The 23,869-nt window shown below is 58.0% G+C and carries 30 protein-coding genes; 5 read left to right on the top strand and 25 right to left on the bottom strand.

Annotated elements, in window-relative coordinates:
- Positions 1-81: 81 nt before the first annotated feature.
- From VH187_RS01690 to VH187_RS23425, 12 genes are all read right to left on the bottom strand, one after another.
- Positions 82-582 carry a hypothetical protein gene (locus tag VH187_RS01690; RefSeq protein ID WP_329699766.1) on the bottom strand — a complete coding sequence of 167 codons (501 nt, stop codon included), beginning with the start codon at positions 580-582 and terminating at the stop codon, positions 82-84.
- 295 nt (positions 583-877) lie between these two features.
- Positions 878-1,315, bottom strand: a complete 438-nt coding sequence (locus VH187_RS01685) for a hypothetical protein (protein ID WP_329699765.1) — start codon at positions 1,313-1,315, stop codon at positions 878-880.
- Positions 1,312-1,554, bottom strand: coding sequence for a hypothetical protein (locus tag VH187_RS01680; RefSeq protein ID WP_329699764.1), 243 nt, complete (start codon positions 1,552-1,554; stop codon positions 1,312-1,314). The genes VH187_RS01685 and VH187_RS01680 overlap by 4 nt, the downstream gene beginning before the upstream one ends.
- A complete protein-coding gene (locus VH187_RS01675; protein ID WP_329699763.1) occupies positions 1,551-5,570 on the bottom strand; it encodes a beta strand repeat-containing protein in 4,020 nt (1,339 codons plus the stop codon). Before VH187_RS01675 ends, VH187_RS01680 begins: the two co-directional genes overlap by 4 nt.
- Before the next feature lie 20 nt (positions 5,571-5,590).
- Positions 5,591-6,757 (bottom strand): hypothetical protein, encoded by a 1,167-nt coding sequence (locus VH187_RS01670; protein WP_329699762.1) that lies wholly within the window; start codon positions 6,755-6,757, stop codon positions 5,591-5,593.
- Between the two features lie 167 nt (positions 6,758-6,924).
- Positions 6,925-7,836 carry a hypothetical protein gene (locus VH187_RS01665; RefSeq protein WP_329699761.1) on the bottom strand — a complete coding sequence of 304 codons (912 nt, stop codon included), beginning with the start codon at positions 7,834-7,836 and terminating at the stop codon, positions 6,925-6,927.
- A gap of 9 nt (positions 7,837-7,845) precedes the next feature.
- Positions 7,846-11,343, bottom strand: coding sequence for a phage tail protein (locus VH187_RS01660; RefSeq protein WP_329699760.1), 3,498 nt, complete (start codon positions 11,341-11,343; stop codon positions 7,846-7,848).
- A 4-nt stretch (positions 11,344-11,347) separates the two neighbouring features.
- Complete coding sequence (locus VH187_RS01655; RefSeq protein ID WP_329699759.1) at positions 11,348-11,500, bottom strand: DUF3309 family protein; 153 nt, start codon at positions 11,498-11,500, stop codon at positions 11,348-11,350.
- Positions 11,501-11,506: 6 nt separating this feature from the next.
- Positions 11,507-11,950 (bottom strand): C40 family peptidase, encoded by a 444-nt coding sequence (locus tag VH187_RS01650; RefSeq protein WP_329699758.1) that lies wholly within the window; start codon positions 11,948-11,950, stop codon positions 11,507-11,509.
- Between the two features lie 4 nt (positions 11,951-11,954).
- Positions 11,955-13,052 carry a DUF2163 domain-containing protein gene (locus VH187_RS01645; protein ID WP_329699757.1) on the bottom strand — a complete coding sequence of 366 codons (1,098 nt, stop codon included), beginning with the start codon at positions 13,050-13,052 and terminating at the stop codon, positions 11,955-11,957.
- Positions 13,049-13,645 (bottom strand): DUF2460 domain-containing protein, encoded by a 597-nt coding sequence (locus tag VH187_RS01640; RefSeq protein ID WP_329699756.1) that lies wholly within the window; start codon positions 13,643-13,645, stop codon positions 13,049-13,051. Before VH187_RS01640 ends, VH187_RS01645 begins: the two co-directional genes overlap by 4 nt.
- The gene (locus VH187_RS23425; protein WP_414713895.1) at positions 13,629-13,769 is read right to left on the bottom strand and encodes an HNH endonuclease; all 141 of its coding nucleotides are present in this window, start codon (positions 13,767-13,769) and stop codon (positions 13,629-13,631) included. Before VH187_RS23425 ends, VH187_RS01640 begins: the two co-directional genes overlap by 17 nt.
- Between VH187_RS23425 and VH187_RS01635 the strand changes: the two genes are divergently transcribed.
- A complete protein-coding gene (locus VH187_RS01635) occupies positions 13,710-13,958 on the top strand; it encodes a hypothetical protein (RefSeq protein ID WP_329699755.1) in 249 nt (82 codons plus the stop codon). The genes VH187_RS23425 and VH187_RS01635 overlap by 60 nt on opposite strands.
- Positions 13,959-14,004: 46 nt before the next feature.
- Here the strand turns inward: VH187_RS01635 and VH187_RS01630 are convergent, their stop codons facing one another.
- From VH187_RS01630 to VH187_RS01570, 13 genes are all read right to left on the bottom strand, one after another.
- Positions 14,005-16,548, bottom strand: a complete 2,544-nt coding sequence (locus VH187_RS01630; RefSeq protein WP_329699754.1) for a hypothetical protein — start codon at positions 16,546-16,548, stop codon at positions 14,005-14,007.
- A gap of 2 nt (positions 16,549-16,550) precedes the next feature.
- Complete coding sequence (locus VH187_RS01625; RefSeq protein WP_329699753.1) at positions 16,551-16,862, bottom strand: phage tail assembly protein T; 312 nt, start codon at positions 16,860-16,862, stop codon at positions 16,551-16,553.
- Between the two features lie 14 nt (positions 16,863-16,876).
- Positions 16,877-17,281: a hypothetical protein gene (locus VH187_RS01620; protein WP_329699752.1), complete on the bottom strand. Its 405-nt coding sequence runs from the start codon at positions 17,279-17,281 to the stop codon at positions 16,877-16,879.
- A gap of 124 nt (positions 17,282-17,405) precedes the next feature.
- On the bottom strand, positions 17,406-17,891 hold the full coding sequence (locus VH187_RS01615; RefSeq protein ID WP_329699751.1) for a phage tail tube protein: 486 nt from the start codon (positions 17,889-17,891) through the stop codon (positions 17,406-17,408).
- 15 nt (positions 17,892-17,906) lie between these two features.
- A complete protein-coding gene (gene gp17, locus VH187_RS01610; protein WP_329699750.1) occupies positions 17,907-18,305 on the bottom strand; it encodes a tail completion protein gp17 in 399 nt (132 codons plus the stop codon).
- On the bottom strand, positions 18,302-18,724 hold the full coding sequence (locus VH187_RS01605; protein ID WP_329699749.1) for an HK97-gp10 family putative phage morphogenesis protein: 423 nt from the start codon (positions 18,722-18,724) through the stop codon (positions 18,302-18,304). The genes gp17 and VH187_RS01605 overlap by 4 nt, the downstream gene beginning before the upstream one ends.
- Complete coding sequence (locus VH187_RS01600; RefSeq protein WP_329699748.1) at positions 18,721-19,083, bottom strand: phage head closure protein; 363 nt, start codon at positions 19,081-19,083, stop codon at positions 18,721-18,723. Before VH187_RS01600 ends, VH187_RS01605 begins: the two co-directional genes overlap by 4 nt.
- The gene (locus VH187_RS01595; protein WP_329699747.1) at positions 19,080-19,796 is read right to left on the bottom strand and encodes a head-tail connector protein; all 717 of its coding nucleotides are present in this window, start codon (positions 19,794-19,796) and stop codon (positions 19,080-19,082) included. Before VH187_RS01595 ends, VH187_RS01600 begins: the two co-directional genes overlap by 4 nt.
- 15 nt (positions 19,797-19,811) lie before the next feature.
- The gene (locus VH187_RS01590) at positions 19,812-20,048 is read right to left on the bottom strand and encodes a hypothetical protein (RefSeq protein ID WP_329699746.1); all 237 of its coding nucleotides are present in this window, start codon (positions 20,046-20,048) and stop codon (positions 19,812-19,814) included.
- Positions 20,049-20,060: 12 nt separating this feature from the next.
- Complete coding sequence (locus tag VH187_RS01585) at positions 20,061-20,324, bottom strand: hypothetical protein (RefSeq protein ID WP_329699745.1); 264 nt, start codon at positions 20,322-20,324, stop codon at positions 20,061-20,063.
- A gap of 14 nt (positions 20,325-20,338) precedes the next feature.
- Complete coding sequence (locus VH187_RS01580; RefSeq protein ID WP_329699744.1) at positions 20,339-20,725, bottom strand: hypothetical protein; 387 nt, start codon at positions 20,723-20,725, stop codon at positions 20,339-20,341.
- A 58-nt stretch (positions 20,726-20,783) separates the two neighbouring features.
- The gene (locus tag VH187_RS01575; protein ID WP_329699743.1) at positions 20,784-22,142 is read right to left on the bottom strand and encodes a phage major capsid protein; all 1,359 of its coding nucleotides are present in this window, start codon (positions 22,140-22,142) and stop codon (positions 20,784-20,786) included.
- Between the two features lie 316 nt (positions 22,143-22,458).
- Positions 22,459-22,725 (bottom strand): hypothetical protein, encoded by a 267-nt coding sequence (locus VH187_RS01570; RefSeq protein ID WP_329699742.1) that lies wholly within the window; start codon positions 22,723-22,725, stop codon positions 22,459-22,461.
- A 94-nt stretch (positions 22,726-22,819) separates the two neighbouring features.
- Between VH187_RS01570 and VH187_RS01565 the strand changes: the two genes are divergently transcribed.
- The 4 genes from VH187_RS01565 to VH187_RS01550 are packed head-to-tail and all read left to right on the top strand — an operon-like array spanning position 22,820 to position 23,611.
- On the top strand, positions 22,820-23,062 hold the full coding sequence (locus tag VH187_RS01565; RefSeq protein ID WP_329699741.1) for a hypothetical protein: 243 nt from the start codon (positions 22,820-22,822) through the stop codon (positions 23,060-23,062).
- 15 nt (positions 23,063-23,077) lie between these two features.
- Positions 23,078-23,308, top strand: coding sequence for a hypothetical protein (locus tag VH187_RS01560; RefSeq protein WP_329699740.1), 231 nt, complete (start codon positions 23,078-23,080; stop codon positions 23,306-23,308).
- A gap of 7 nt (positions 23,309-23,315) precedes the next feature.
- The gene (locus VH187_RS01555) at positions 23,316-23,453 is read left to right on the top strand and encodes a hypothetical protein (RefSeq protein WP_329699739.1); all 138 of its coding nucleotides are present in this window, start codon (positions 23,316-23,318) and stop codon (positions 23,451-23,453) included.
- Positions 23,450-23,611: a hypothetical protein gene (locus VH187_RS01550; protein ID WP_329699738.1), complete on the top strand. Its 162-nt coding sequence runs from the start codon at positions 23,450-23,452 to the stop codon at positions 23,609-23,611. The genes VH187_RS01555 and VH187_RS01550 overlap by 4 nt, the downstream gene beginning before the upstream one ends.
- The last annotated feature ends 258 nt before the right edge of the window (positions 23,612-23,869 follow it).

Genomic DNA, 23,869 nt, shown 5'->3' with positions numbered 1-23,869 from the left:
GTTTTATCTTTCTGCTTCATTGCTCGTACACCTCGACGAGCATTATAAACCAAAAGCAGACTAAGCGACAGACAGGCGGTCTTACTTGGTCTGAGCTAGATATTCGCGCAGCTTGAAGACTGGAAAGACCCAGCGCTGCCCTTGTTTGAGTCCGCCCACTGTCGCTTGATTGTGTTTCAACCAGTGCTCTGCGCAGTTTAAGAATTTGAGTGCTCCTGCAAAGTCGAGCGGGTCCTGTGGCTTGGGCGCGGCGCGAGCAGCTGCACGCTCTGGCTTGGTTTTCAAGCCCAGCAGCGCGTTGACTACTTTGGCTCTGCTGCGTAAGTCGTCTTGCGCGAGATCATTCAATTCTTTGATGGCGCGCGGTCGCTCAAATAGTGTGTCAAGCGACACGCTTGGCGGGTCAGTCACAGCCCCGTTCAAGTCGCGCCACTCGCTTAATAACGAGTCAATTTGTATCGGGACTTCCCACGCCAGATTCCAGCGGCCCGCTTGAACGAAGCCCTGGTGCAACTGAATTATTCTGGTCAGTCTATCGAGAATGTCGATTGCGCGTGCGACGCGCTCGCTTGAATAGGCCATAGCGGATTGCTGCCTTGTAGCCTCCCAGACTGCCGTAGCTGAGCAAACAGTCTCTAAGATTTGCGGTGACGCCTGCAGCGTTTGCTAGTACCAAACGACCTGACGAGTTGTCAAGGGACAAAGCACAAACTGTCAAAAAAATTAAATCGAGCCGAGTTTCGCGCGCAGTTTGCGCTGGCTTTGCGCTGCTGGCTTCAACCACGCTTAGGGCCGGGGGGACCGTTTTCTCCTCAGCGAATTAACCAGCAGTCATGACGCAGCGCGCTGGCGCTGACTCGGCTCGAATACTCACTGACTATTTGACTTGCGCATAAAAATAATCATTGTTGCCATCAATCGTCAGCGTGCCGCAGCTCGTGCCAGTCGAGACTGCCAGCGCGACGCCAAACATGGTTGGCAACGGGTGCACTGTCCAGTCATAGCTTTGCATGGCTGGCGCGAGCGTCGAATTCGGCATAAAGCCGCACCAGCGCAGACAGCCATTCATATAACCGGCCGAGCACGAAGTCGTTGAGCCATTGGTCGGCAGGGTCGTCGAGTCAAAGACCATCAAATAGCGTGGCGTCGACGCAGTTGCCCAGTTAACTGAGACTGTGAACAACGTCAATCCATTGTACCGATGCGCGCCTTCTGCTGTAGCAGAGCCGATCACTGGCACACTATTCTGCGCGAGCGCGCGACTGGCAGTGACTACGACGACGAGCACCAGCGCCAGCAGAGCCAGTCTTTTCATTTTTTGCCCTTCTCATTCGACTTACTATTGGACTGCTGCGCAGCAGTTAGCTGGTCGCGCAGTTGCGCCAGTTGCTTTTGCAGCTCGACGATGGTCGCCGCAGCAGCCTGGCGTTCAGCTTTGCAGCCAACTTCTTGCAGCTGGCTCTCGATAGATGGCGTCGCCACTGGCGTCGATTGTTGTTGCGCATAGACGCCAGTCGCGACAGCCAAGATTAGTATGATTATTAGTTTTCTCATGGCGCCCCTGTCGAAAAACAGTGATAAGTCACGTTTATGGTCCCTGTGCAGGCAGCACCAGTGGAAGGTTGGACGCAAACAAACTGGATCGAACTAGTGCTCTGATTTGCAACGTACCACAGCGCCGCCTGGCCGGCGCCATTGACGTTGCACATAACGTTGTTGGAAAAGGCATGTGAAAACGTCAGAGTAACCGGCGTCGTGACGCCGCCGATATACCCCCAACCGTCGCAACCATTCAGCGCTCCTGAAGAAGCGGTCGGGACGCCACCCGTACACCCGATATGACCGCTATTCTGGAAATTAAATCCGGTTGGATTAACCGAGCCTTGTACGGTCGGAGAATAAGAACTTCCGGCAGTCAGGCCGCTATTACCGTAGAAAGCTACTGTATTACCAGACGTTACAATAATACTGGCAGTAGCCGCCGTCGCTGTCCAAGCACCATTCCAATATGCCCCGTCTACCATATCGATATTACCGCCATTCGCGGTTAGCGCGCCGACTGGAGAAGTCTTTGAGCCGAAATATACGGCACTGTTCGTCGTATCAGTTAGTGTGATACTGCCACCCCACGAAGTATTACCCGATCCGTCAGTTACTAGAGGACTACCGTTTGCTCCGGCCGTAGCCGGCAGAACCAAATCGCCTCCGGGAGTGACATCCGGGACGCGAATGGCCTCGTAGCCGCTGGTCTTGCCATACAGTACGAGCCGGCCGGAAGTCGTCGCCCCGTTAACGCTGATCTGCAACCCACCGCTGTTAATACTAACTTCGTTATCATAAGCATTAGTCTGGATATTAAACGGCGTAAGAGTGTTGAACATATTTTTGATAACAATTTGGGCGAGTGCGCCACTGGCCCCGATGGTTTCTTGTAGAGCCCAATGACGGATGCCCGAGGCATTGGAAAGAAACACCGAGTCTTGTGTATTAGTCGAGTCCCGAAGGTCGAGTATGCCAGAGCTGTCGCTTATCGTTCCGGTGACGTTAAGAATAGCCCCGGTGAAAGCCGGATTGTTTATCGCAGCGTAGTTGTTCTGCCCGCCAACTACGTTGGTTTGCACTGCAAATGGCCCTGCTTGACCAGAGACTTTGGCGACTGTGATCACCCCAGTACTATTTATAGTCGCGTCGCCAGACATCGTCGCAGGTGCATAAGCGCTGGCAGATGTTGCGATTAATAGTTGCCCAGCAGTGGGCGCAGTAGTATTGCCAGTGCCGCCATTACTGATCGCGAGTGGCGTCGCCGCAGTCGCCAGCGTACCAAACGCAGCGCCATTCGTCTTAGTGCAAGTAATTGCTCCAGTCGACGACAATAGACAGTCGCCAGACATAGTGACCGGCGGGACACTGGTAGCTGACGCTGCGACGCGAAATTGCCCAGCGCTCGGCGCAGTGCTCGTGCCCTCGCCGCCGTTCGCCACAGAGAGTGGAATGCTGGCAGTCGCCAGCGCGCTGAAACTGGTCCCGCCCGTCTTGGTTACTGCGATGCTGTAAGAGTTAGCTCCAGCTCGCGTCAAAGTCGCATCGCCGGAAAGCGTCTCAGCTTCAGCTGTATTGACTGCTGAGAAACCACCAAACTGCGGCGGCGAGCCGCTTGGATAGCTGTTCCCTCCTGCGGGCGGCGACGCGCAAGTCGCTGCGCCAGCCGCGGAAATCGTCTGCACGAATTGACCGCCCGTGCAGCCGCCACCCGACAACGCGAGATTTAAGTTGCCAGTCGCAGACGCCAGTCCGCTGCCCACGTTGAGCGCATAGAGCGCGCCCGGACTGACATTGTTGAGTTTGGTCACAGTGATCACGCCAGCACTGGTCAGCGTCGCGTCGCCGCTCATCGTCACTGGCGTAAACGCCGTGGCAGAACTGGCGACCTCAAGTTGGCCGATGCTCGGCGCAGTCGTCGAACCACTTCCGCCGTTGGCAATCGAGACTGGCGTCGCCAGCGCGATAGTCCCGCCACTCGTCGTGATAGTCCCGCCCGTCAAGCCAGTGCCAGCAACGATGCTGGTCAGCCCGCCGCTCAGCGCCACGCCATTGATTTTGTAAGTCGCGCCAGTTGGCAGATTGATGCCAGTCGAGTCGAGCGTACCAACCAGCGTCGGGCCGAAGCTGACGCCAGCAGTCAAACTGGCATTCTGAAAGAAGTTGAAACCATTAGTGGTCAGCCGCAAAATCTCAGCTGACGTGGCGTCAGCGATAAACGCTGAGCCATTGTAATGCGCGCCGCCAGATAGATCCGCTGCGCCAGCAACAGTCGACTCGACTGCACCCCACGGTTGCGTCGACGAGCCAAGATACATGACCGGCAAAAACGAGCCGCCATTGAGCGTCAGCGTGGGGCCACTGCTCGCAGTCGTCAGCACTGGCATATTGATCGGGGCGTAGTTGTTCTGCCCACCGGCTGGATTGGTTGCCGGTGCGCCAGCGCTCGGCGTCGCGCAAGTCGCTATGCCAGCGCCAGTGATGCTCGACACGAAATTGCCAGGCGTACAGCCGCCACCAGTGATATTAAGATTCAGATTGCCGGTGCTCGAAACCAAGCCAGTACCCACGTTGAGCGTCGCCAGCGCGCCGAACGCTGTCCCGCTAGTCTTGCTCACTGTCACGACGCCAGCGTTAGTGACGCTCGCGTCACCCGACAGAGTTTGTGGCGCGTAGCTGGTCGCTGACTGCGCGATTGGCAGCTGTCCAGCGCTCGGCGCTGTGCTCGTCCCATTGCCGCCATTGGCGACACTCACTGGCACTGTCGCTGTCGCCAGCGCAGTAAACGCAGTGCCATTGGTTTTGCTGCACGTAATCGCACCAGCGCTGGTTATCGTGCAATCGCCAGAGAGCGTGACTGGTGCAAACGCGCTGGCTGATTGCGCGACGTCGAGCTGCCCCGCTGTCGGCGCTGTGCTCGCGCCGCGCCCACCATTCGCGATGCTCAACGGCAAACTGGCTGTTGCCAGCGCAGTAAACGCACTGCCATTCGTCTTGAGGACAGTCACGACGCCAGTGCTCGTGACGCTCGCGTCACCCGACAGAGTTTGTGGCGCGTAGCTGGTCGCTGACTGCGCGATTGGCAGCTGTCCAGCGCTCGGCGCTGTGCTCGTGCCATTGCCTCCATTGGCGACACTCACTGGCACTGTCGCTGTCGCCAGCGTCGTAAACGCAGTGCCATTGGTCTTGCTGCACGTAATCACACCAGCGCTGGTTATGCTGCAATCGCCAGAGAGCGTGACTGGCGCAAACGCGCTGGCTGACTGCGCGACCTCGAGCTGCCCCGCTGTCGGCGCTGTGCTCGCGCCGCGCCCGCCATTCGCAATGCTCAACGGAATGCTGGCTGTTGCGAGTGCAGTAAACGCAGAGCCATTGGTCTTGCTGACTGCAATCGCGTATGAATTCGAGCCAGCACGGCTCAGCGTCGCGTCGCCCGAGAGCGTTTCAGCTTCAGACGTATTCAGCGCCGAGAAGCCAGCCAGCTGTGGCGGCGAACCGCCGGGAAAGCCAGTCCCACCACCCGGCGTCGCGCAAGTCGCAGCGCCACTGGCGTTGATCGCTTGCACGAACTGACCAGCAGTGCAGCCGCCACCCGACAGCGCGAGATTCAGATTGCCGAGACTGGCAGCCAGTCCGCTACCGACATTTAATGGAAACAATGCACCAGGCGTGACGCCATTCACGCTGCCGACTATCAGCGCGCCAGCGCTGCTCAGCGTGGCGTCGCCAGAGAGCGTGACTGGCTGAATCAGAGTCGACGACTGCGCGACAGCGATTTGTCCAGCGCTCGGCGCCAGCGTATTGCCAAGCCCGCCATTAGCTATCGCGACTGGCGTCGCCAGCCCGATGACGCCACTCGTGGTAATAGTCCCGCCAGTCAAGCCAGTGCTCGTCGTGATGCTGGTCACGCTGCCGCCACCAGCGCCACTACCGCCGCTACCACCTGGTGGGCCAACTGTCTGCGCTCGCACTGGCAGTGCTCGCACGAGCAGCAGCGCGATCACGCTCGCGACTAACAGTCTCGCTTTCATCTGACTCAATCCCCGCCCCTCTATGCACTCGCGACGACTATCGTCGGCTGCTTGGCGACTGTCGCTGTCGCCCCACCGTTAACGATGGCAACTTGCGCGCAGATATTCGCAGCGCTCGATAACGTGAAAGTCTTCGCTGTCGACGCTCCGGCTACTGCTTGCAGTGCGAACGACGCGCCAGACTGCGGCGCGACGCCAGTCGACGCTTGGCCGAAGTTGCTCGTGCAATTCAGCGCCAGTGTATCAGTCAGCCAGCTGTCTGAGCTGGCTCGAGGTCCGCTCGGCGTTTGCGTCGAGGTGAACAACGACAGCACGATATCGTTGGCGTGAGTCGTCGTCACGGTCGGCGTCGCTTGTGACGTCGACGCTGCGTTGTTTTGCACTGCTGCGACGTCGAACGCCGGACCAGCTGTCGCAGAGTCTTGATTGAAGAACACGCCGATAATCGTCTGCTGATTGCCGCCGCCATTCGTCCAATTATACGTCGCAGCTGCGTCGCCGCTCGCTGGTCGCGTGCTCACTCGACTCGACACGCCATTGACGGCAATGCTCGACGCGCGGTCTGTCCAGCCACTCGGACTGGTAATGGCGACCGGACCATTATTGAACGCGAGCGCGATCATCAAGTCGTGATCCGCGACGTCGCTCAGCAATTTGACGCTCGTCGCGCCATTGAGGTTATAGACCACGCCGCGCGACATCATGCGTCCCGCGCCAGTCGACGCAGACGACGCGCAGAACGCGACCTGTGCTGCCAGCATGTTATCGCTCATATTCGACGTCGCACTCGGCGTTGCACTCGCGACGCCTTTCTTGCAGCAGAATGAGAGCGCCGCCGTGCTGCCAGAAAAGTGCGAATCATTGCCGAGATAAGTCCCGTAGTTCTGCGGCGTGACGATTGGCCCCGTAGTGCGATTGAAGAAAAAACACAGAATCCGCTCCCACGGATCCGCACCAGCATTCGGCGTGATGCTGGGCGACGTGATCGTCGTCGTCGACGGCGTGAACGCTGTCGCGCCAGTATCGTAGATCACTGACGCGCCAGACGGCTCGAAGAGTGGAAACGCTGCGATGTTGGCGAAGCTGTCGCTGCTGGTGCAAGTGTACGAGCTTGGCTCACTACTGCCCGCTGTCTTGTAGAATACTGCGAGCGTCGAGCCAGTACCGCTCGTGCTGTGTCCTTGCACTGCTTGCGTGAAGCCGCTCGGCCCCGTTATCGTCGCTGTCCCGTCGCTCGTCACGCAGATGACGAGCATATCGCCAGTCTGCAATGCTGCTGGTTTGGCGACTGTCCCGCTTTGTGCTCCACCGGCCCACGCGGTCGGTGCTCGTAATTCGACTGCCATGTTATTTTCTAGCGCGTGCCCACCAGTGTTATTTTCACGCCAGCGAGCGCTGCGTCTGCTGCACTCGGCGCAGTAATTTTCAGCAAGTCGCTCGCGTTAAACGTGGTCGCGCTGAAACTGACGAATGTGCCAGAAGCGCTGGCTGCAAACTGAACCGTCCCAATGCTGGTGCCGTTCTTGGTCACTGTGCAGCTGACTGTTCCACTTGACGCAGTATCAGCTTGCGCGTAACTGCCGGTCATGCTGGCTGGAAAGTTTACGGTGCGTGGAAATATATACTCACCGATAATCTGGCTATTGGTATACGTCCCCGACAAATAGACGCCAACGTCATACGGTCCGCTGCCACTCAGCGCTGCAATCGCTGCTGTGACATAAGCTGTTGTCGCCACTTGCGTCGTGTTTGTGCCAGCTGTCGCAGTCGGCGCAGCTGGCGTGCCAGTAAAAGTGGGCGACGCGAGCAGCGCCCCGCCAGCTCCAGTGACGTCGCCACTGGTCAGCGTGACAGCGCCAGTGCGGGTATTGAACGAGCTAACACCACCGCTGCCAGCTGTGTTCAGCAGCAACGCATTGGTCCCGTCGAAATAAAGCCACGCCATCGTGCTCGCGCTGACGTTGACGGTCGTCCCACTGGTATAGCCAACTGTCGCAGTCTGGCCGCAGTGATTGTCGACGATGTAACTTTTCTTGTTGATTGGCAGACGAATGGTCACAGTGGCGCTCGGCGTGCCCGTCAGCAGCAAGCGCAGATTGAGCCACTGCGCTGACGTCAGCGTGAATGTCCCACCAGCGCTGACGTCGAGACTCGTCGTGCCTGCCACTGCCTGGTCTAAGCCATCGAGCGACTGGTTGACCGTGACGTCTTTCTGGCTCTGGCTCGCGAGCAGATGGCCTAGACTGAGATTCGGGGTCCCGCTCATAACTCTTTCCTATACTGTCGCGCTGGCTGCGAAGCCGCGCCCGACCAGGCTGCTGATTTGATAGATGCGCACGCTGACTGCGCTCTGCGCTGAGCCAAAGTCTGTCGTCTGCTGCGCTGCTGTGTAGCTGACAGTCGTCGTCGTCGCGCTGAGCGTGCGCTTGACCACGCCACTGCCATCAACGATATCGACGCTATAGCTCTCGCTGGTTTCAGCTAGCGGGACTTCGACGACGCCATCCTGCCACGAATTATCGCCGCCGCTGCGGGTGCGACGAATCCAGTTGACCGCCAGATTCGCGCTGCCGTCGCGAGTCCCAGTGATATGCCCAACAGCGTATGGTTTGAGTCGATTGCCCTGCTCAGCAAATGCAGTCGGACCAGCAGTCGGCACAGTGTCGCCAAACGTCGCGCCTTCATATTGGCGCAGTAAGCCAATCGCGCCTGTATCTTCAGTAATCGAAACCACCAGACTCGCGTCGAGCAGCACGAATAACTCTCCAACTGCGTGCGTTGCGAGCCAAGGGTCAGTGCCACGACGAGCGCGCGTCATCCCGCCGCCAAGTGTATACGTCCCGTCAGTATTCGCGACGACAGTCGAGAATTGCACCAGCTCGCCGCCAAGCAGCGCCAGATTCGCGCCGTTCAGCACAGCCAGCTCGTTCGATGCACTGACGAGCTGGTCAGCTCCAGTGATCATGCTGACTGTCACGCTCGAAGTCGTGTCCCACGTCGCCCACGCGCTCGGCACTGGCAAGACGGTCGTCGCGAAGCCAATCGCAGCTGACGACTCGATGCTGTCGAATGGCTCGAATGACGCGCCGCCATCAATCGAGCGCAGCACCCATTCGCCGTTCCACGCGCGATCCGGCAGCGTCGGCCCGCCGACCATGTAAAAGCCAGCGCTGCGCGCGTCGTTGTCGTTGAGCGCTGGCGTGTCGAACAGCTCCAGCATACTCGGTGAGATTGGCTGCGTGTCGACTGATGTCAGAATGCCGCTATCGCCATAGTCGCCACGCCCAGTCGCGTTGATGCCAATCACATTCGGCGTATAAATGCGTGGCTCGTCTGCCAGCGCTTGCACTTGAATCAGCCCGTTGGCTCCGATATCTGTCTGCGTCACGCGCATCGGGTAGTTGACGCCGTCTTTGTTCACTTCGATGACGTCGCTCGGGTCGAGCGCGAGATACTGACGCGAGAGACTGAATTTGTAATTCTGGCGACTGTACCAGTCGCTAACCAGCGTCGTGTCAGCAATCGCTTTGGCTTCAGCTGGCAGAAAGACCACTGGCAAGTCGACTGGGCGCTTGGTTCTGCTCGGCGTTGGCAGCACGATGCCGTTACTGGCGATCCGGCGACTCAGCTGCAAGCCGCGGTCATACGACAACCCTTCATCGATGTAGCTGACTTCAACCAGCAGCGGTAAGTCTTCGGGCGGCGCGTCGCCAATTTCGAGTGGGTCAGGGCGCTCGCTGGTCGACTCATACGCGCCCATCTGATCTTTGGTCACAGTGACGCTTGGCGCAGCGCCACGCTTGATAAATTTCAGCTTGCCATCTGACTCAACTGCGTCAAAGAAATAGCCGTCTTGCAGTGGCGTCAGACACGCAGTTGCATCAGTCGGGCGGGCAATCGCATAGCCGCGCACTTGGTCAGTGAGCTGCGAGACGTCAAGCTCAGAGCTGTCATAGCCAGCGCGCTCGCAGACGTCTGAGACGACTGCGCCAAGCGTGGTATAGCTTGGATCGACGCGCGCCAGATCGAGTCGCGCGAAGCCATCTTGCATGATGCTAGAGCCGCCAGTCAGCGTGACATACAGCCAGCCGTTGCCCTCGTCGTACTGCACGCCATCCCCACTCATGCCGCTCAGCGCGATATACGACGCATACGTCACGTCTTGCACCAGCTCCCAGCCAACTGTGTCGACGATGATCGCGCCGAGTCCTCGTGGAAACGCGACTTGACCAGACGTCTCGCCTTGTTGCCAAGTGCCATTACTTCCGACCAAGCCCCAGAACACGCCGTTATGACCAAAATCATTTTCTGCGCCAGTTACGCTGTGAGTGGCGATGTCCCACTTGACCAGTGTCTTGCCATCGACTGACAGCAGCAGCGCGTTTTGATCAGGCAAAAACATGCACGCCATGCCATTGCCGGGCGGGTGAATTTGCGGCGCTTGCGTGAATGCTGACGTGACGTCCCACGAGCCCACTTCGACTAGCGTCTGACCAAGCGGCTGTGAACTGCCGCTGCCAACTGGTGCGAGCGTGAAAGTGTACTGATAGATCATCGCTGGCCCAGTCGCGCTGCTGCCATCGTCGAGCTGCGCGAAATACCAGACGTTGTATGACGCATCCATATCAGCCATGCCGCGCCCTGGCATCGGCGTCGACGCGACGACTACTGCCAGCGTCGATTCGTCGATCACGTTGACGAATGGGTTAGAATCCGCAGCGCCGAGACCCGGATCAGACGTGATGATGAAGCCATAACGATTGCGCGCAAAGCCGGGAAGCCAGACCGGATGCGCACTGGTAGTCGCAGCTTTTATCTGCAACGTGTTCTGGTCAACTCGATAATAAATCGCGCGATATGCGCTGCCGGGTATAGAATCAACTATGTAACTATTTACATAAACGTCGCCGTTGGTTCCCAGTGAGTACATACCCTGCCCGTCCATATTCGTGTCGACGGGAATAAGCGGGTTATTGGCGACGATAGTCCCCGTCAGTCCGTCCACTTTGGCTAAGCCAAATGTTGGCGGCGACGAATTCGCGACTGACCAGTAGACATGGCGCGCAGCGTCGAGCATATCCGCGACGAAGCCTTTGCGCCGTGGCATGTTCTGCACGACGAGCGCGCTTTGTGGCGCTGGCGTACCAGCTGGCACGACGACTTCAGCCTCGATTTGTGGAATATGATTGGCGAAATCCGTCAGCGTCATATTGCGAATCAGCACGATGGCAAGCCCGCGAAAGCCCGGTACATTCTCGACGCCACGCGATTCTTGCATCGCGGCTGGCGGCATCTGATTCTCGTCGCCGTGATAGATATGCAGCGTCCCGCCGCGCAGATGATAAATGTAACTGCCACGCGCGAAGTTAACCAAGAGCTTCTTGTCTGCCCACAGTCGTCGAATGCCACTAATCGGCCCCGCGCATATCCCGACAGCAAAGCTGCCAGTGTAGGTCGTCGTGTCGACCTCCATGCCAGTGCCGAAGCCAGCAGAGCCAGTCGTCGTCGTCGTATGCGCGAGAATCCCGCCGCTCCAAATCAACTCGCCGGTCAGTCGCATCGTCCCGTACGCATTCGTGATCGGCTTGCCATAGCTGGCAGCTTGCACGCTGGTATCGAGCACGCTTGGCTGGCGCGTATGTGGATCAGACATCCACAGCGCGTCAATAAATTTACCCGCGATAGCTCCGACCACCGCGCCGGCTTGCATTCCAACTGGGCCGCCAGCGCTGCCAATGGCAGCACCGCCAAGCGTGAGAACGATTTGCGCCATTCGGTTAGATCACGCGCAGCAGAATCAAAATCAGCAGTATTACCAGCACCACTCCAATACCGCTTACTGGATAATAACCCCACTGCGCGCTGTACGGCCAAGTCGGCAACGCACCGAGCAGCAGCAAGACGAGCAAAATCACGACGATTAGATTCATAATGGCTCATTGCTCCGTGATCATGCGAAAGCGAAAGATTGCACGCATCTTGCGGCGCAGCGCGCGATCAATATGCTGCTCGACGACAGCGCGTGCTCGCGCCGCAGCGTGAATCAAACGATCATTGCCCTCAGCATCGCGCGCCAAAATACCGACATGGCAACTGTGATTGCCATCGTCTGCGACCAGTACTACGTCGCCATGCTGCGCGTCGTCGAACGTTACCCGCGCCAGATGTTCAGTCAGCTCAGCTTGCACTGACTGCTGTGATGGAAAGCGCGGGTAAGCAGTAAAGTCGTAGTGAGCAGCGCTCAGTTGCAGCTCGTTCGACAGATAGATGACCAGCCCGACGCAATCCAAGCCGCGCCCTGGTACGCGCCCTTGATGACGAAACGGCGTGCCGAGACAGCTGCGCGCCAGCTGTACGATCTGCTCACGAGTCGCAGCCATCACGTCACCGCGAGTTGGGATACGCGAGTGCTGCGTCTTGACCAGGGACGAATGGCTCGCCGCGAAAATTGACGACATTGTTGTATTTGGCGACGCACGTCTGCACGCGCTTGTCACAACCCGGCGTGATGGTAAACGTGTCACCCAGCGCGATTGGGTGTGGCATCGGCAGCACGAGCTTCAGCAGATTCGTGCCGTCCCACGACTTGACATCCATCGTCAGCCCGTTATTCGCTCCGCTGGTCCACTTGATCAGGCCAAAATCGAAATAACCCGGCGTTGTCACTGCCAGCGTGATCGAGTTGCCAGCTTTCTCTGGCGTGACATTGGCGACAGTGATCAACTCGCCAGCATAGACAGCCCCGCGAATTCCATGCGTCGTGTTATTGTAGAGCGTCCCTGAAATCTCGACTGCATCTCCGAGATGAAAGACGTGCGGCGCGGTGAGAAAGCCATCGGCCGAGTCGCGAATGAAATGCGGCTTTTCGAGCGAGATGGTCGTCGCAGTGTAGCTCATGACGCTTGGCCCCGCGCCACTGATGCCACTGCTTTGCAAGCTCCATTGGTCAATCACGCCAGCGACCGCGCCAGTCTGCGTCAGTGGCCTCAAGTCGACCTTACAGCGCGCATCGCCCAGATCAGCGCGACAACCGGGCTGGAAAGTCTCGCCAATCACGTTATGCAGCTTGGCTGTCATGCCGCGCAGCTCAGCTTGATAAGTGTTCTGTTTGCGCGTGACTGTGCCAATCGTGCCTTGGCGCAGCAGCACTGCCCCATCGCTGGGCGACGCCCAGTTGACCAGCGAGATGACGACAGTCGCGCTGTCATACAGATGCGCTTGCAAATCAGCGTCAGTGATCGCCGCTGAATCGAACACGCCTTTCGCGTCGAGCGTGTCGAGTTTCATCCCGTCAGCAGTGCGAATCGCTGTGGCTTGATAAGACGCTCCTGGCTGGTATGTGATCGCACCGACAGTCAACGGCTGATCGTGCTCGGTGAACGCAAATTGCTGACCGTCGCGCCGCGTGATCAACCAGAGCGTGGTAGTAGTCGTCAGCTCACTGCTGAGATGGCTGGCAAGCGCGCTTGGCACAGTCTTCATGCGATGCGCACCTCAACCAGCGGGATTTTGCGTACAATCGACGCGAATTCGAGCGTGGCGAAATCAGTTATCTCGACGTCGAGCTGGTCAGTATCGAAACGCACTGGCACGTCAAAATCGAAGTCAGCTGACGTCAGCGCTGCGCTCGACGTGACGATGCCAGTCGTATAGTCAATCGCGCTTGGCACAGTCGGCGTCGTGCCAACGTAACAGACCACTGTCGCTGAGACTGGCTTGGCAATCGTGCGCAGATAAGTCTGCGCGCCCGAGCTGTAACTTTTCGCCAGCTGATAATGATTACTGCCGAGACTCAGCAACGGCTGCGCTCGCGCTTGAAAGTCTTTCCAGTCTTTGTAGCGAAACCCTCGAGCGCGACCAGCCCGCGCATAAAAGAACGCGATCACTGCATCCATATCTGCTTTGGTCTTGATGCCGGTCGAGATGTCATATTGCGCTCGCGCAGCTGCCCAGTTTTGATTGCGCGCTTCGTAACCGCTCGACAAGATCAGCACGTCAGTCGAGAATCTTGGTCCGCCAGTCGCGCCAAACGAAATTGACGGCGGGAATTGGATTTCGTCAAACGCGCTTGCCATTGTTGCTTATGCTCTTGAAGCCGAAGCCGCCATCTTCTCGCGCGGTCTTCTCAGAGTGACAGCGATGACAGAGTGGCTGAAGATTGCTGGTCTGATGCGTGCCGCCAGCAGCCAATGGCTTGATATGGTCGACGTCAGTCGCAGCGACAGTCAGTCCAAGCGCGCTGCATCGACGACACAGCGGCTCGCGCGACAGCAGCCAGAGTCGCAAGCGTCGCCAGTGCTGATCGTAACCGCGCGCTCGCGAGTTGGGGCGCAGCTCGAAATTGACGCGATGCGCTGCACAATAGCGCCCAGTCAGCACGACGGCTGAGCAGCTTGGACGAGCGCAGGGCTTGGCAGTACGCTGTGGCATTTGCTCAGCTACGGCGCGCAGCTGCCATCGCAGCGCGATTGGCGTCAGCTGCGATATGGCTGTGCGCTGCGCGAAACGAATTCGCGTCGGGCGTCGAAATCATGAAATTCTGCGTGATCGACATTCCGCGCCGCCCCACTTGATTAGCTGGAATGATTTGTTCGCCACGATGCGCCAGAATCGGCACGACATCACGCGGACCCCAGACCATTCCGCCCTCAGCGAAACTCTCTGCTACTCCAGCTGTCGCTGCGCCACTAGCAGCGCCGCCACCACCGCCACCGAACAAGCTGCCAAGCCAGCCGAGTAGACCACTGCCGCCGCCCGCATAGCTCGAACCAGCGAACGCTGATGACGGCATATTCGTTTGCTGCGAAGCTGTCTGAATGTCTGACGACGAAGTTGAACCGCCACCGAATAAGCCGCCAAACAAGCCGCCACTGCCACCCGTGCCAGCACTGCCGCCCTGTCCAGTCCCGTTGACAGCGTTCTCCAGCGCAGCCTTGATTTTGTCAAAGACCAGGAGTTTCAACAGGTCGTGCTCAATCTGATCGATCATGGTCTTGAAGTCATCGATCACCTGCTGCTTGAACGACTTCGACGCATTCTTGCCGTTTTCAAACGCGCCGACGACGTCTTCGCCAAATTTCGACGTCGCGTCGATCATTGACGAGAACGCTTGGTCATTCTCTGACGCCTGTTTCTTCATCTGGTCGAGCTGATCTTTGGTGCGCGACGCATCAGCTGCCATTTCCAGATATTTCTGGCCCCACTCACGGGTCAGTGGAATGCCGAGCTCAGCCAGCTTGTTCTGAATCTCGAATTGCGCCGCCAAGTCTTTGCCAGCGCGCGTGCTCTCACTGTAAGCGCCTACCAGCTGTTTCTGTTGATCGACTTGTCGTTGCAGCGTGTTGTAATCACTTTCAGTCGTGGTCAGCTTCGTCAGCTGGTCGAGCGCTTGGTACTCTTCGCGAATCTTGTCAGCGTTGGCGCTGTGCGTGTCGATTGCCAGACGACGAATCTCAACTTCCGCCCTGATCGCTGTCGTCGCAGCTTGCGTCGCCGCGACGCCGTGCAGCGCCGCATCAGCCAGCTGTTGCTGGTCAGCAATCTGATTGCCGAGATCAGCCATCGCAGTATTGGTCGCGACGGCAGTTTGTTGCTCAGCGAGTCTGCGCGTCAACGTGTCGACTGCTTGACCCATCGCGCTCTGGCGGCTGACGGCTTCGCCAGTTTTCTCGTTATAGAGCGTGAAAAGGTTAGTGGCGATTTGGTTCTCGGTGTTGGCTGCTTTGGTCGCGACGCTGCCCTGCGTTACTGCAACTGCCAAGCGCTGCTGCGCGTCAATCTCGTTGGTCAGCTTCAGCTTTAACTTTTCAAAACGATCAGCTGTCGTGATCGCGTTGCCACCAGCGACGTTGAGTGAGTCGCTGTAAGTCTTGGTTCCCTTGTTGGCTTTGTCGACGGTGGCGGTATGTTCGCCCAAATGCGCCAGCTGCTTGTCGATTGACGCCGTTAATTCGTCTAATGCTCCAGTTGCACTGTGCGCCCCGGCTGCGCCAGCCGCTGCACTGGTCGCAACGGTGTGTCCCACCCCTGACATTGCCACCAGGTAATTGTGGATTTTGGTCGAGCCGACCTCCATCCCATCGACGACTCGTGAAATTGTGCTGTAAAGCTGCCCGAAGCCCGATTCTTTTAGTTCAATCAGAAATTGAGTCAGCTCGATGATGGCTTTCGCCAGCTCCAGCGTTACCCGAGCGAATTCGAGAAACCAGCGCTGAATGTCGTAATCTTTCGCGTGTTCTTTGATCCAGTCAGCGAAATCTTTCAAGACTGGCAAGAGCGCTTGGCCGACTTGGTTCTCGATTGCCAGAAACGCAAGTCTTAAATCCTCTTCTGCTTTGGCCCACTCTTTGGCTTTGGCGATCCCGCTGGCATCGATTTCCAGCCCTAGCGCGCGGATATAATCGCCAGCTTCTTTGAGATTCTTGGCGTCGAACGCTTTGCTGAGCGCTTCCCAGTTGGCAACTATTTCTGGTCCCTGTCGGCCAAGTAACGCCGTCGCAGCCGCTGCGCGATTACTGCCCTCGATATATTCGCCAAGCGTCTTTAATACGCGGTCGCCAATGACTGTCATCGGCAGCAAGCCGCCAGTTACAGTGTCGTGAATCGCGATGCCAAACGCTTTGAATTCTGCTGGCTTGGTCACGATGCGACGAGTGATCGCATCGAGAAAGCCGTCGAGCTGTTGCAGCGACACGCCCTGCTCGCGAGCGCTCGCTGCCAAATCGGACGCTGCTTGCGCCGTTAGACCCGTCTTGGATGACAGCTCGTCAATGCTGTGCGCCCATTCCAGCGTCGCGTTGGTCGCTTCTCTGAAGAAACTGATTACTTCGCGCACAGCCAGAAATTCTGCGACTGCGTGCGACGTGTCGACGATAGTGTCGCGCAAGTCGGTAATCGACGACTTGGCCTCGTTCATCGAGGTCTTGAATTCTGCGATATTCGCGCTGAGGTTGACGACTAGATCAGCAATCGTCGCCATAGCTACGACCCTGCTGGCTTCGAGCGCTGCGCCAGCGCGTGCAGACCCTCATACAAGTCGTGCTCGCGCTTGGCTTGCAGCTCGTGCTGTTGTGCTGGCGTCATCTCACTTTCATCCACTCTGTCATAGCGCGCGATGAAATCTTTCGGCTGCGTCGGTTCTTTGGCGAAGCCGCTGTAATTCGCCACCGTCGACGCGACAATCGCGGCGTGCGCTGCGTCGCGCTCAGCGCCAAACGGCTCTAATGCGTAGTACAGCTGCCACTCGACGAATTCGCGGCTGTCCATGCGCCGCATCAATTCAGCGCGCGTCATGCCCAGCGCGAGCGCTAGTCTGAAGCTGAAACGCCGTTGGAAATTGGCGCGGAGTTTTTTTTCATGTCGTTGGCTTCGTCGCTGGTCATCGCATTGAGTATGCGCGCAGCGTCGAACAGCCGATTCACTGCAACAGCTGATTTGGTCGACAGCGCAGCGATATCGTCGGCGCTGAACAAGCGCTTGCCATGCGCGTCGACTGCGCACCACGCGACCAGCGACGCGCGAATGTTCAACGTCTCGCCACGCTTCTGCTGCTCGTTCAGCATGGTTTCGTATTGCTCGCGCTCTAGGGCAGTCATCACGCGCACAGCGATCACCCCGCCCCACTCTGGCACTGAGACATCGATGCGCTGGATATCGTCAGCAGTGATCGCCAGCTCGCGCGTCAAGTATGTCCCGTTACTATGTGTCGACACTTGGTCCCCTCCTAGTTATGCGGCGGCCACAACAACCCCACCAGTACGAAGACCAGCAACAAATAACTCGTCAGTCCGATGAGAACATCCACAAGCATTCTGCTGCTGGCTCTCCGCGACTGGTTTAAGGGCCAGTGGATTCAGTGATCGGCCCGCTGAGCTGCAAGACCATTTTCATGGTCATGTCGGTGTTGGGAGCAGCCGCAGTTTCCCACGACTTGACGTAAGCTGCAAACGAGAAAGTCGTTGAGCCAACGTCGGGCCAGACGATTTGCCAGTTGCGCAGCGTGCGTGACGCAAAGTCAGCGCGTACTGCGCTCTGCGTCACGTCAGCAGGGTCCCAAACGACTTCAAAGTCGAGCGTGCCCGGCTTCAGCAGCCCCATCACAAACGTCTCATAGCCGCCAAGCGTGTCGAGCGTGGTCGTGTCGATTTGGGTGCTGTCAGTCTTGGGTCCGCCTAGCGTCTTGACGCTCGGGACTACGGTAAACGCTTCGGTGGGCGCTGCGCCGTCGCCGTGCATCAGCGCTGAGCCCAACCCTGCGTACTTCTGTGCTGGCGTCGTCGTGCGTGGCGCTGCGCCTGCTGCTCCTGGCACTGCTGCTGCCATTTGTTTCCCTCCCTACTAGAGCTGATACCAAACGATAAAGTCGCGACTCGCTTGAAACGTGCGCGTGTCTTTCTCGTAAGCGTCGCGGTCGTCTTCGAAGACGATGCCGCAGATGTTGACCACGCCACTGTCAGTGCTGACTGCGCCGCGATAACCATCAAGACACAGCCGCACTGCGTCAGTTACTTGCTTGACTTCGAGATAACTGTTGGCCCACGCATTGATTTGAAAGCGCGGATGGGCCAAGCCAACCGGCTCGCCCAAGCTCTGCACTGGCGGCGAGTCGACCACGATATAGCTAATCGCTGGATACTCAGTGAATTCTGGCATCAGCACCGGCCAAATCCCGCCATTAATCGTCGCTTGCACGCCCGCATCTTCATTCAACAGCTTGAAAATCGCTGACTCGATCATGTCGCTGCCGTACCCAGTTCAGTGCGGCAATTCTCAGTCGCCGTGTCGATCACTTGTTGCGCTGCTGCGCCACTGGCTGCATCGGCTGCGGGGCGCATGAACGGGTACGCGGGGGCGTGGCGCGTGCCGAATTCCAGAAAGCGACCGTAGAACGCTTCTGGCGTGATCCCACAGCGAGCGCGCATGACGTCGCCGCGCCGTCCAGTCGAGACGCGAATGTTGTCGCGCAACTCGCCGGGATAATGTGGACCCTGCCCTGCCACAGCCAGCACTGGCGCGTCTTTGCGCGCTTCGTCTTGAATCTTGGAGATGCCAGCGTACAAACTGCGGCGCACGACGCGCTCCATCATTTTCTCTGGCAGCTCGACCAGATAGTCTGTAAGCTGTTCGCCGCCCGTCAATTCAATCGTCACGCTCATAACGCTGCATTCCTGTCAGCTGGCAACTTGACTGTGCCAATCACGAGCAGCTGATGGCGCATCTCGACGTCACTCAAATACTTGATGTCATATTGCTGCTGGTACTCGTCGAGTATGCGCATTGACTCGTCGAGCCCTGGCTGCCAGCGAATCGTGATTTCAGTGATCAGCGCTGCGTTGTACTGGTCAGCTGCGAATGCTTCCCGCCCGACTCTTGGATCAATCTTCGCCCAGCACGAGAGCACGTCTGTCCACTCTTCGACGAAGCCGCCCATCTCGTCTTGCTCGCGCGAGAACGACTGAAACGTGATGCGACGGCGCAGCTCGCCGGGATTCAGTACTTCGATGCCGGTACTCATGCTGCGTACAGCACCTTTTGCGAATACAGCAGCCGTTCAAGCCCGATTGGAATTTCGATGGCGTCGACGCGCGGACCAGCCAACACGGGGCCGCGCACTTCGTAGAGCTGCGTGACCATCATCTTGAGCGCGTGCAGAATGGTCGTCGGCACTGCTGCGCGAATCGCGTTTTCGTCTGGCGTCACGTTATCCGGCAGCGTCAGCGCCAGCGTATAGCCAGCTTGATACTGCACAGTGACGGCATTCATCACTGGGCCGCTAACTGAGATAAGCACTGGCGGCCATGCTTCATTTGGCATCGGTGCAATGCGCGCTGGCTCGCTCAGCTTGTCGACGACATAAACCGCGGGGTCGAGCGTTTGCTCGACGCCAAACTGATCGATGTACTTGATGAAGTCGACTTGCTGAAGCCGTGGCCGTGGCAAGATCATGGCTTGGCCGCTGAAATACACTTCCGTCGAGAATGTCTGGGTGTAGCCTGGCGCAGTGATACCGAGATTCAGCGCGGTATAGCCGGGAAAATAATCGAGCACCAGCTGATAAGTCTGCGGCACGAGCGCGCGATGACAGAAATTCTCAGCATCGAACAGCGCAGCCCAATACGCACTCGTGATGTAGTCGTCATCGAATGATGCATCGACTCGCAGATGCGTCTTTAGATCCGCGAGCGAAACCAGCATCACATTCGAGCGCGTCACTGTGACTAGCGCCATTGCTTCAGCTCACTGCTAGCGCACTGGCGGCTTGCCACTACGATAATGCGACGCTTGCATCGCGTTCTCGTGGTCGTCGTCGTCGAGCTTGGCGGTTTCCATGCGCTCTGTTTTCTTGACTGGCTCGACGCGCTCAGCGACTTTGCTATCGAGCAACGGCTGCGCGTCGGCTTCTGGCACGTCGAGAATCGTACCCGGCTCTGCTGTGCCAAGTGTCGGGTGCGCCATGATGGTATTGATGCGAATTTTCATAGTTGGCCCTCTTCAGAGCGCGTTCGGCACGCAGAGCGCGATCAGCGTCGACGCGCTGAAATTGGTCGCAGACAGCTGCTTGATTTGATTCGCATTGCTGGCGAATGACTCGAAGTCGACGCCAGCTTTGGCTGCGACCAGCGCCCCGCCAGCAGTCGGCGCGCCGATGATCACTGCAATCTGGTCGCCTTGCGCGACGCCAGTCGCAGTGCAAGTGCCGGCGCCGTTACTGCCAACAAACGCAACTGGGTAAAATAATTTGAGCGGCGTGCGCATGACTTTAGCCCTCGTTACGGCGAGACAAACGTCGCGTGCTGCGAGACTGACGTCGCGTCGGTGCTTGGCAGCTTGTCAGCGTTGTAGAGAATCGCGATCACGCAGTTGATCACTGCATTGGCGGTGCCGCGATTGATGGTCGGGCGCACAAAGCGCGTCATCGGCCGAAAGATGTCCAGCACCAGCAGCTTGTTACTGTCAGCATCAGCCATCGCGAGCGTCTGCGCATTAGTCGTAAACGGGTTGAAAGTCGTGTTGTCGTTCGAGCCTTTGGCTTGCAGAGTAGTCACTTGCGTGGCAGTCAGCGCGCCGACTGACGCGACAAACATCACGCCATCATACGCAGTCATGTCGATGCTGGTACCGTCAACCGCAGTCGAGCCAGCAGTTTGCGCGTTCATGACTGACGCGACTTGACAATTTTTGCCGAGATTTTGCATGTCACTTTTGCTCCAGCAGTTATGCTAACTGCACTCGCACAAACGCCTCTTCGAGCACCGGCATCCCATCCAGCTCTTGTCTCATGATGAAACCTTCCTGGTTGCTGGCTGCGTACAGCTCAACCAGGCGCTGCATGGTCATGTCGAGCGCGTCAGCAATCCAGTAACGGCTAAAATCACCGAGTATGCCGACATACTGGCCGGTCGTGAATGTATTGGGCGCAAACTCACTCTCGTTGACCGGCATACCTAGCAGCATGTCAGGGTCACCGAGCTGGATACCGTCACGCCAGAGATATTGGCCGACTGAGTCTTTGAGCAGACTCACTTGCGCGATCACGTCACGATGCATGATCCACTGTGCGCTGGCGCGATACGGTGCTTTGAGTGAGTATTTCACTTTGCGCAAGTTGTCAGCTGAGATGGCAGTCGTAGTATTGCCGGTGCTGACGTCACGCGCAGTCGAGATGCCTTGCGAGCTGGCGACGAAGACCCCGAGCGGCTGTTGCCCGCCGTTGCCGAGCAGAAACGCTTTCTCTTCAGTCACGCCGAATTTGTAAGCGAAGCGATCAGCAATCAAACCGCTGATGTCGAGCGCACTGGCGCGCAGCAGTTTCTTGCTGACTCTGATTTGTTTCGCGAGTGGATGCGGCGCGAATACGCGCTTGCCAAAATCCATCGCGGTGTCGGCTGAGCCGGTCGCCAGCTCGCTGGTCCAGTCAGCATCAGCCGGATTGTCCTCGAGCGTCGGGACGCCGAGATCCTGTGCTTTGACGACGACGACTTTGGTCGCATACTTGCGCATCACAACGTTGTCGTCGATTTTGCGAATCAATGTCGCTTGGAATTGTTCGGGTGGGACGGTGAAACCGCCAGCCGGATCAGAGCCCATCATCAAGTCGCGCCGTTCGACCAGCGAGCGCTCTTCTGGCGTCAGCTCGCGCGGCCCCAGTGCGAATGCCCGCCACCAGGCGTCGTTGGCGCGCTGCATCTCAGAGCCATAAGTCGCGAATGCAGTCTCGATGGCCGACAGACGACGGCGCTGCTCTTTGGTCGCCAGTCCGTGTTCGACCAGTCGCCCCGCTTGAAAGCGGCTGCGATAGACGTCGCGAATCCACAGCCCGCGAAAGTCGCGGACCATCTCGACAGCATCACTGCGAGCGCGCTCGACTGCTTCGCCGGGACGCGAGCGCGCTGCTTCTGCCGCTGCTGCTTCGCGATCCAACTCGCGCAGCTCCAGCTGGCGATCAATGCGCTTCTTTAAGTCACGCGCATCGTTGATATAGCGCAGATAATTGGCGTCTTCTTCAGACGTCAGATTGCGCTTTTCCTTTTCAGCTCGCTGATTTAAATCTTGCGCCTGCCCGATCAGATTCAAGCGCTGCTCGTTCAGCTCGATAAGCTCCACTGTGCTCGACCCTCCCGTGTGAATCCGGGCCGGGAGCAGTTGAAGTTATGAGCGAATAAAAAAAGGCCGACTCTGACAAAGCTTCCGGCCCGAAAAGAGTTGAAACCCTTTTCGAGTACCGACAGCTCTAGAGCCGACCTGAGAAAGCCAGCTGGCAGCTATCGCAGCAGCCGGATTTGGTCACGCTTCAGAAAGCGTCCGCGAGAATCTGGCCGCGCCTACAGACAGCGCTGATTTTTTGTTGGTGCGCTGGTCCGAGAGAGTTAAGCGGATTTCCTGAGTGCTGTCAATCGTCGTCCGCGCCGTGCTCGTCGTCGAATGGCAGTCGAGCGTTTGGCGTCGGCGTCGCAGTTGGCGTCAGCGTCGCTGAAGCTGACGGCTCGTCAAGCTCCAGCAACAAGCGCGAGCCAGCGGCGGGGCCGATGACCAGCGTATGCGAGTGATAGCCAATGCCAGTGCTATCGCCGCAGCCATTAAGCCACAGCAACAGCAGATAAAACGACGCACGGCGCATGGCAAGCTCGCTTATAGCATAAGTGACGATTAAGCGCATGGACCAGCGCAGCAACTCGCGCGCTCAGCCCCAAGCGTTTTGGTTTTGATTTATTGCTTCTGTTTGATATTTGATTGCAGCTGGAGCTTAGAGAATGGCGCGACGACTACATTATTATTGTGGGTATTGTGGCAAGACCTGCGGGCCGCCGTCGCCTGGCAACAGCTGCATTCACTGTCAGCGAGTGTTTCATCGCGATTGTCGCGAGCACCACATGCTCGATTTGCTCGAACAGCGCGCCAAAGAAGAGCGCATCGCGCTGGAGCTGCTGGCACAGCAAAAAAAACTCAAACAGCAGCTCCAGCTGCCAAAGCGCAAACGCAAACACAAGGGCTGAAAGGAGAGCGACTGGATGAAGAAACTGCATCTCGAAACGCGCATGAGCGTAGCAGAAATCAAGCGCATCGCGTTGGAGCTGGAACCGGCTTTGCGCGACTGGCTGTCAGACGTGCTGCTCAGCCAAGACATCGACCCGCGCGACGCTGTCCGCGTTATGAGCTACTTGCTGCGTTTCCCCATTGCATTGGACACGAAAACCCATGACGAGTTACACGGACGACGACGAGCGCACCGCGCGCATTGAGAATCTTATGGCAGACACACATTACAAAAAATCGTTGGCTGAATGGGAACCTTGGAAAGCGATGGCAATCGTCGCTGGCGCGAGTGCGACTTTCACACTGGCACTGGTCGCGCTCTGCACTTTCATTCTGGCGCATCTCAAATGAGTGCGCTATTTGGCTGGTTGGGCTGGCTGGCCGCGCTGCTGCTGTCAGTGATGGTGCTGGCTGAGAACGCGACGATCCAACGTCAGCAGCGCCAGCTGCACAGTGCGCAAGTGACAGTCGCGTCGCTGCAACTGCTGCTCGCGCAGAGGTGCCAGTGACGCTTATGAAGCTCGCAATCAAATGCTTGATCGCGCTCGCGTTCGCTGCTTCATTTTGGACAGTCCCGTTCGCCAGCGCTTATGACATGACCAACTGGCAATTCTGGCTCTGGATGACGCCGTTTATAATCGGACTGACGCTGACTGGCTGGCTCAGCGTCAGTCGCGAGCGCTGTTGTCTCTGCCAGCACCAATGCGCGCAAGCGTGCCAGTGTCGCAAGTGCCCGTATTGTCGTCGCTTGTTCCACGCTCCTGACT

The sequence above is a fragment of the Scandinavium sp. genome, assembly GCF_036271055.1.
Classification (GTDB): domain Bacteria; phylum Pseudomonadota; class Gammaproteobacteria; order Enterobacterales; family Enterobacteriaceae; genus Scandinavium.
This window is presented reverse-complemented; position numbering and strand designations above follow the sequence as displayed.

What these genes read in the sequence shown, in the direction of transcription:
- VH187_RS01580 (WP_329699744.1), bottom strand. Translation starts at nt 20,725, where the DNA reads ATGAACGCGCAAACTGCTGGCTCGACTGCGGTTGACGGTACCAGCATC.
- VH187_RS01690 (WP_329699766.1), bottom strand. Translation starts at nt 582, where the DNA reads ATGGCCTATTCAAGCGAGCGCGTCGCACGCGCAATCGACATTCTCGAT.
- VH187_RS01680 (WP_329699764.1), bottom strand. Translation starts at nt 1,554, where the DNA reads ATGAGAAAACTAATAATCATACTAATCTTGGCTGTCGCGACTGGCGTC.
- VH187_RS01630 (WP_329699754.1), bottom strand. Translation starts at nt 16,548, where the DNA reads ATGGCGACGATTGCTGATCTAGTCGTCAACCTCAGCGCGAATATCGCA.
- VH187_RS01570 (WP_329699742.1), bottom strand. Translation starts at nt 22,725, where the DNA reads ATGCGCTTAATCGTCACTTATGCTATAAGCGAGCTTGCCATGCGCCGT.
- VH187_RS01625 (WP_329699753.1), bottom strand. Translation starts at nt 16,862, where the DNA reads ATGACGCGCGCTGAATTGATGCGGCGCATGGACAGCCGCGAATTCGTC.
- VH187_RS01600 (WP_329699748.1), bottom strand. Translation starts at nt 19,083, where the DNA reads ATGAGTACCGGCATCGAAGTACTGAATCCCGGCGAGCTGCGCCGTCGC.
- VH187_RS01660 (WP_329699760.1), bottom strand. Translation starts at nt 11,343, where the DNA reads ATGGCGCAAATCGTTCTCACGCTTGGCGGTGCTGCCATTGGCAGCGCT.
- VH187_RS01665 (WP_329699761.1), bottom strand. Translation starts at nt 7,836, where the DNA reads ATGAGCGGGACCCCGAATCTCAGTCTAGGCCATCTGCTCGCGAGCCAG.
- VH187_RS01585 (WP_329699745.1), bottom strand. Translation starts at nt 20,324, where the DNA reads ATGCGCACGCCGCTCAAATTATTTTACCCAGTTGCGTTTGTTGGCAGT.
- VH187_RS01590 (WP_329699746.1), bottom strand. Translation starts at nt 20,048, where the DNA reads ATGAAAATTCGCATCAATACCATCATGGCGCACCCGACACTTGGCACA.
- VH187_RS01645 (WP_329699757.1), bottom strand. Translation starts at nt 13,052, where the DNA reads ATGAAGACTGTGCCAAGCGCGCTTGCCAGCCATCTCAGCAGTGAGCTG.
- VH187_RS01635 (WP_329699755.1), top strand. Translation starts at nt 13,710, where the DNA reads ATGACAGAGTGGCTGAAGATTGCTGGTCTGATGCGTGCCGCCAGCAGC.
- VH187_RS01675 (WP_329699763.1), bottom strand. Translation starts at nt 5,570, where the DNA reads ATGAAAGCGAGACTGTTAGTCGCGAGCGTGATCGCGCTGCTGCTCGTG.
- VH187_RS01640 (WP_329699756.1), bottom strand. Translation starts at nt 13,645, where the DNA reads ATGGCAAGCGCGTTTGACGAAATCCAATTCCCGCCGTCAATTTCGTTT.
- VH187_RS01685 (WP_329699765.1), bottom strand. Translation starts at nt 1,315, where the DNA reads ATGAAAAGACTGGCTCTGCTGGCGCTGGTGCTCGTCGTCGTAGTCACT.
- VH187_RS01655 (WP_329699759.1), bottom strand. Translation starts at nt 11,500, where the DNA reads ATGAATCTAATCGTCGTGATTTTGCTCGTCTTGCTGCTGCTCGGTGCG.
- VH187_RS01605 (WP_329699749.1), bottom strand. Translation starts at nt 18,724, where the DNA reads ATGAGCGTGACGATTGAATTGACGGGCGGCGAACAGCTTACAGACTAT.
- gp17 (WP_329699750.1), bottom strand. Translation starts at nt 18,305, where the DNA reads ATGATCGAGTCAGCGATTTTCAAGCTGTTGAATGAAGATGCGGGCGTG.
- VH187_RS01595 (WP_329699747.1), bottom strand. Translation starts at nt 19,796, where the DNA reads ATGGCGCTAGTCACAGTGACGCGCTCGAATGTGATGCTGGTTTCGCTC.
- VH187_RS01555 (WP_329699739.1), top strand. Translation starts at nt 23,316, where the DNA reads ATGGCAGACACACATTACAAAAAATCGTTGGCTGAATGGGAACCTTGG.
- VH187_RS01560 (WP_329699740.1), top strand. Translation starts at nt 23,078, where the DNA reads ATGAAGAAACTGCATCTCGAAACGCGCATGAGCGTAGCAGAAATCAAG.
- VH187_RS01565 (WP_329699741.1), top strand. Translation starts at nt 22,820, where the DNA reads ATGGCGCGACGACTACATTATTATTGTGGGTATTGTGGCAAGACCTGC.
- VH187_RS01550 (WP_329699738.1), top strand. Translation starts at nt 23,450, where the DNA reads ATGAGTGCGCTATTTGGCTGGTTGGGCTGGCTGGCCGCGCTGCTGCTG.
- VH187_RS01615 (WP_329699751.1), bottom strand. Translation starts at nt 17,891, where the DNA reads ATGGCAGCAGCAGTGCCAGGAGCAGCAGGCGCAGCGCCACGCACGACG.
- VH187_RS01650 (WP_329699758.1), bottom strand. Translation starts at nt 11,950, where the DNA reads ATGGCTGCGACTCGTGAGCAGATCGTACAGCTGGCGCGCAGCTGTCTC.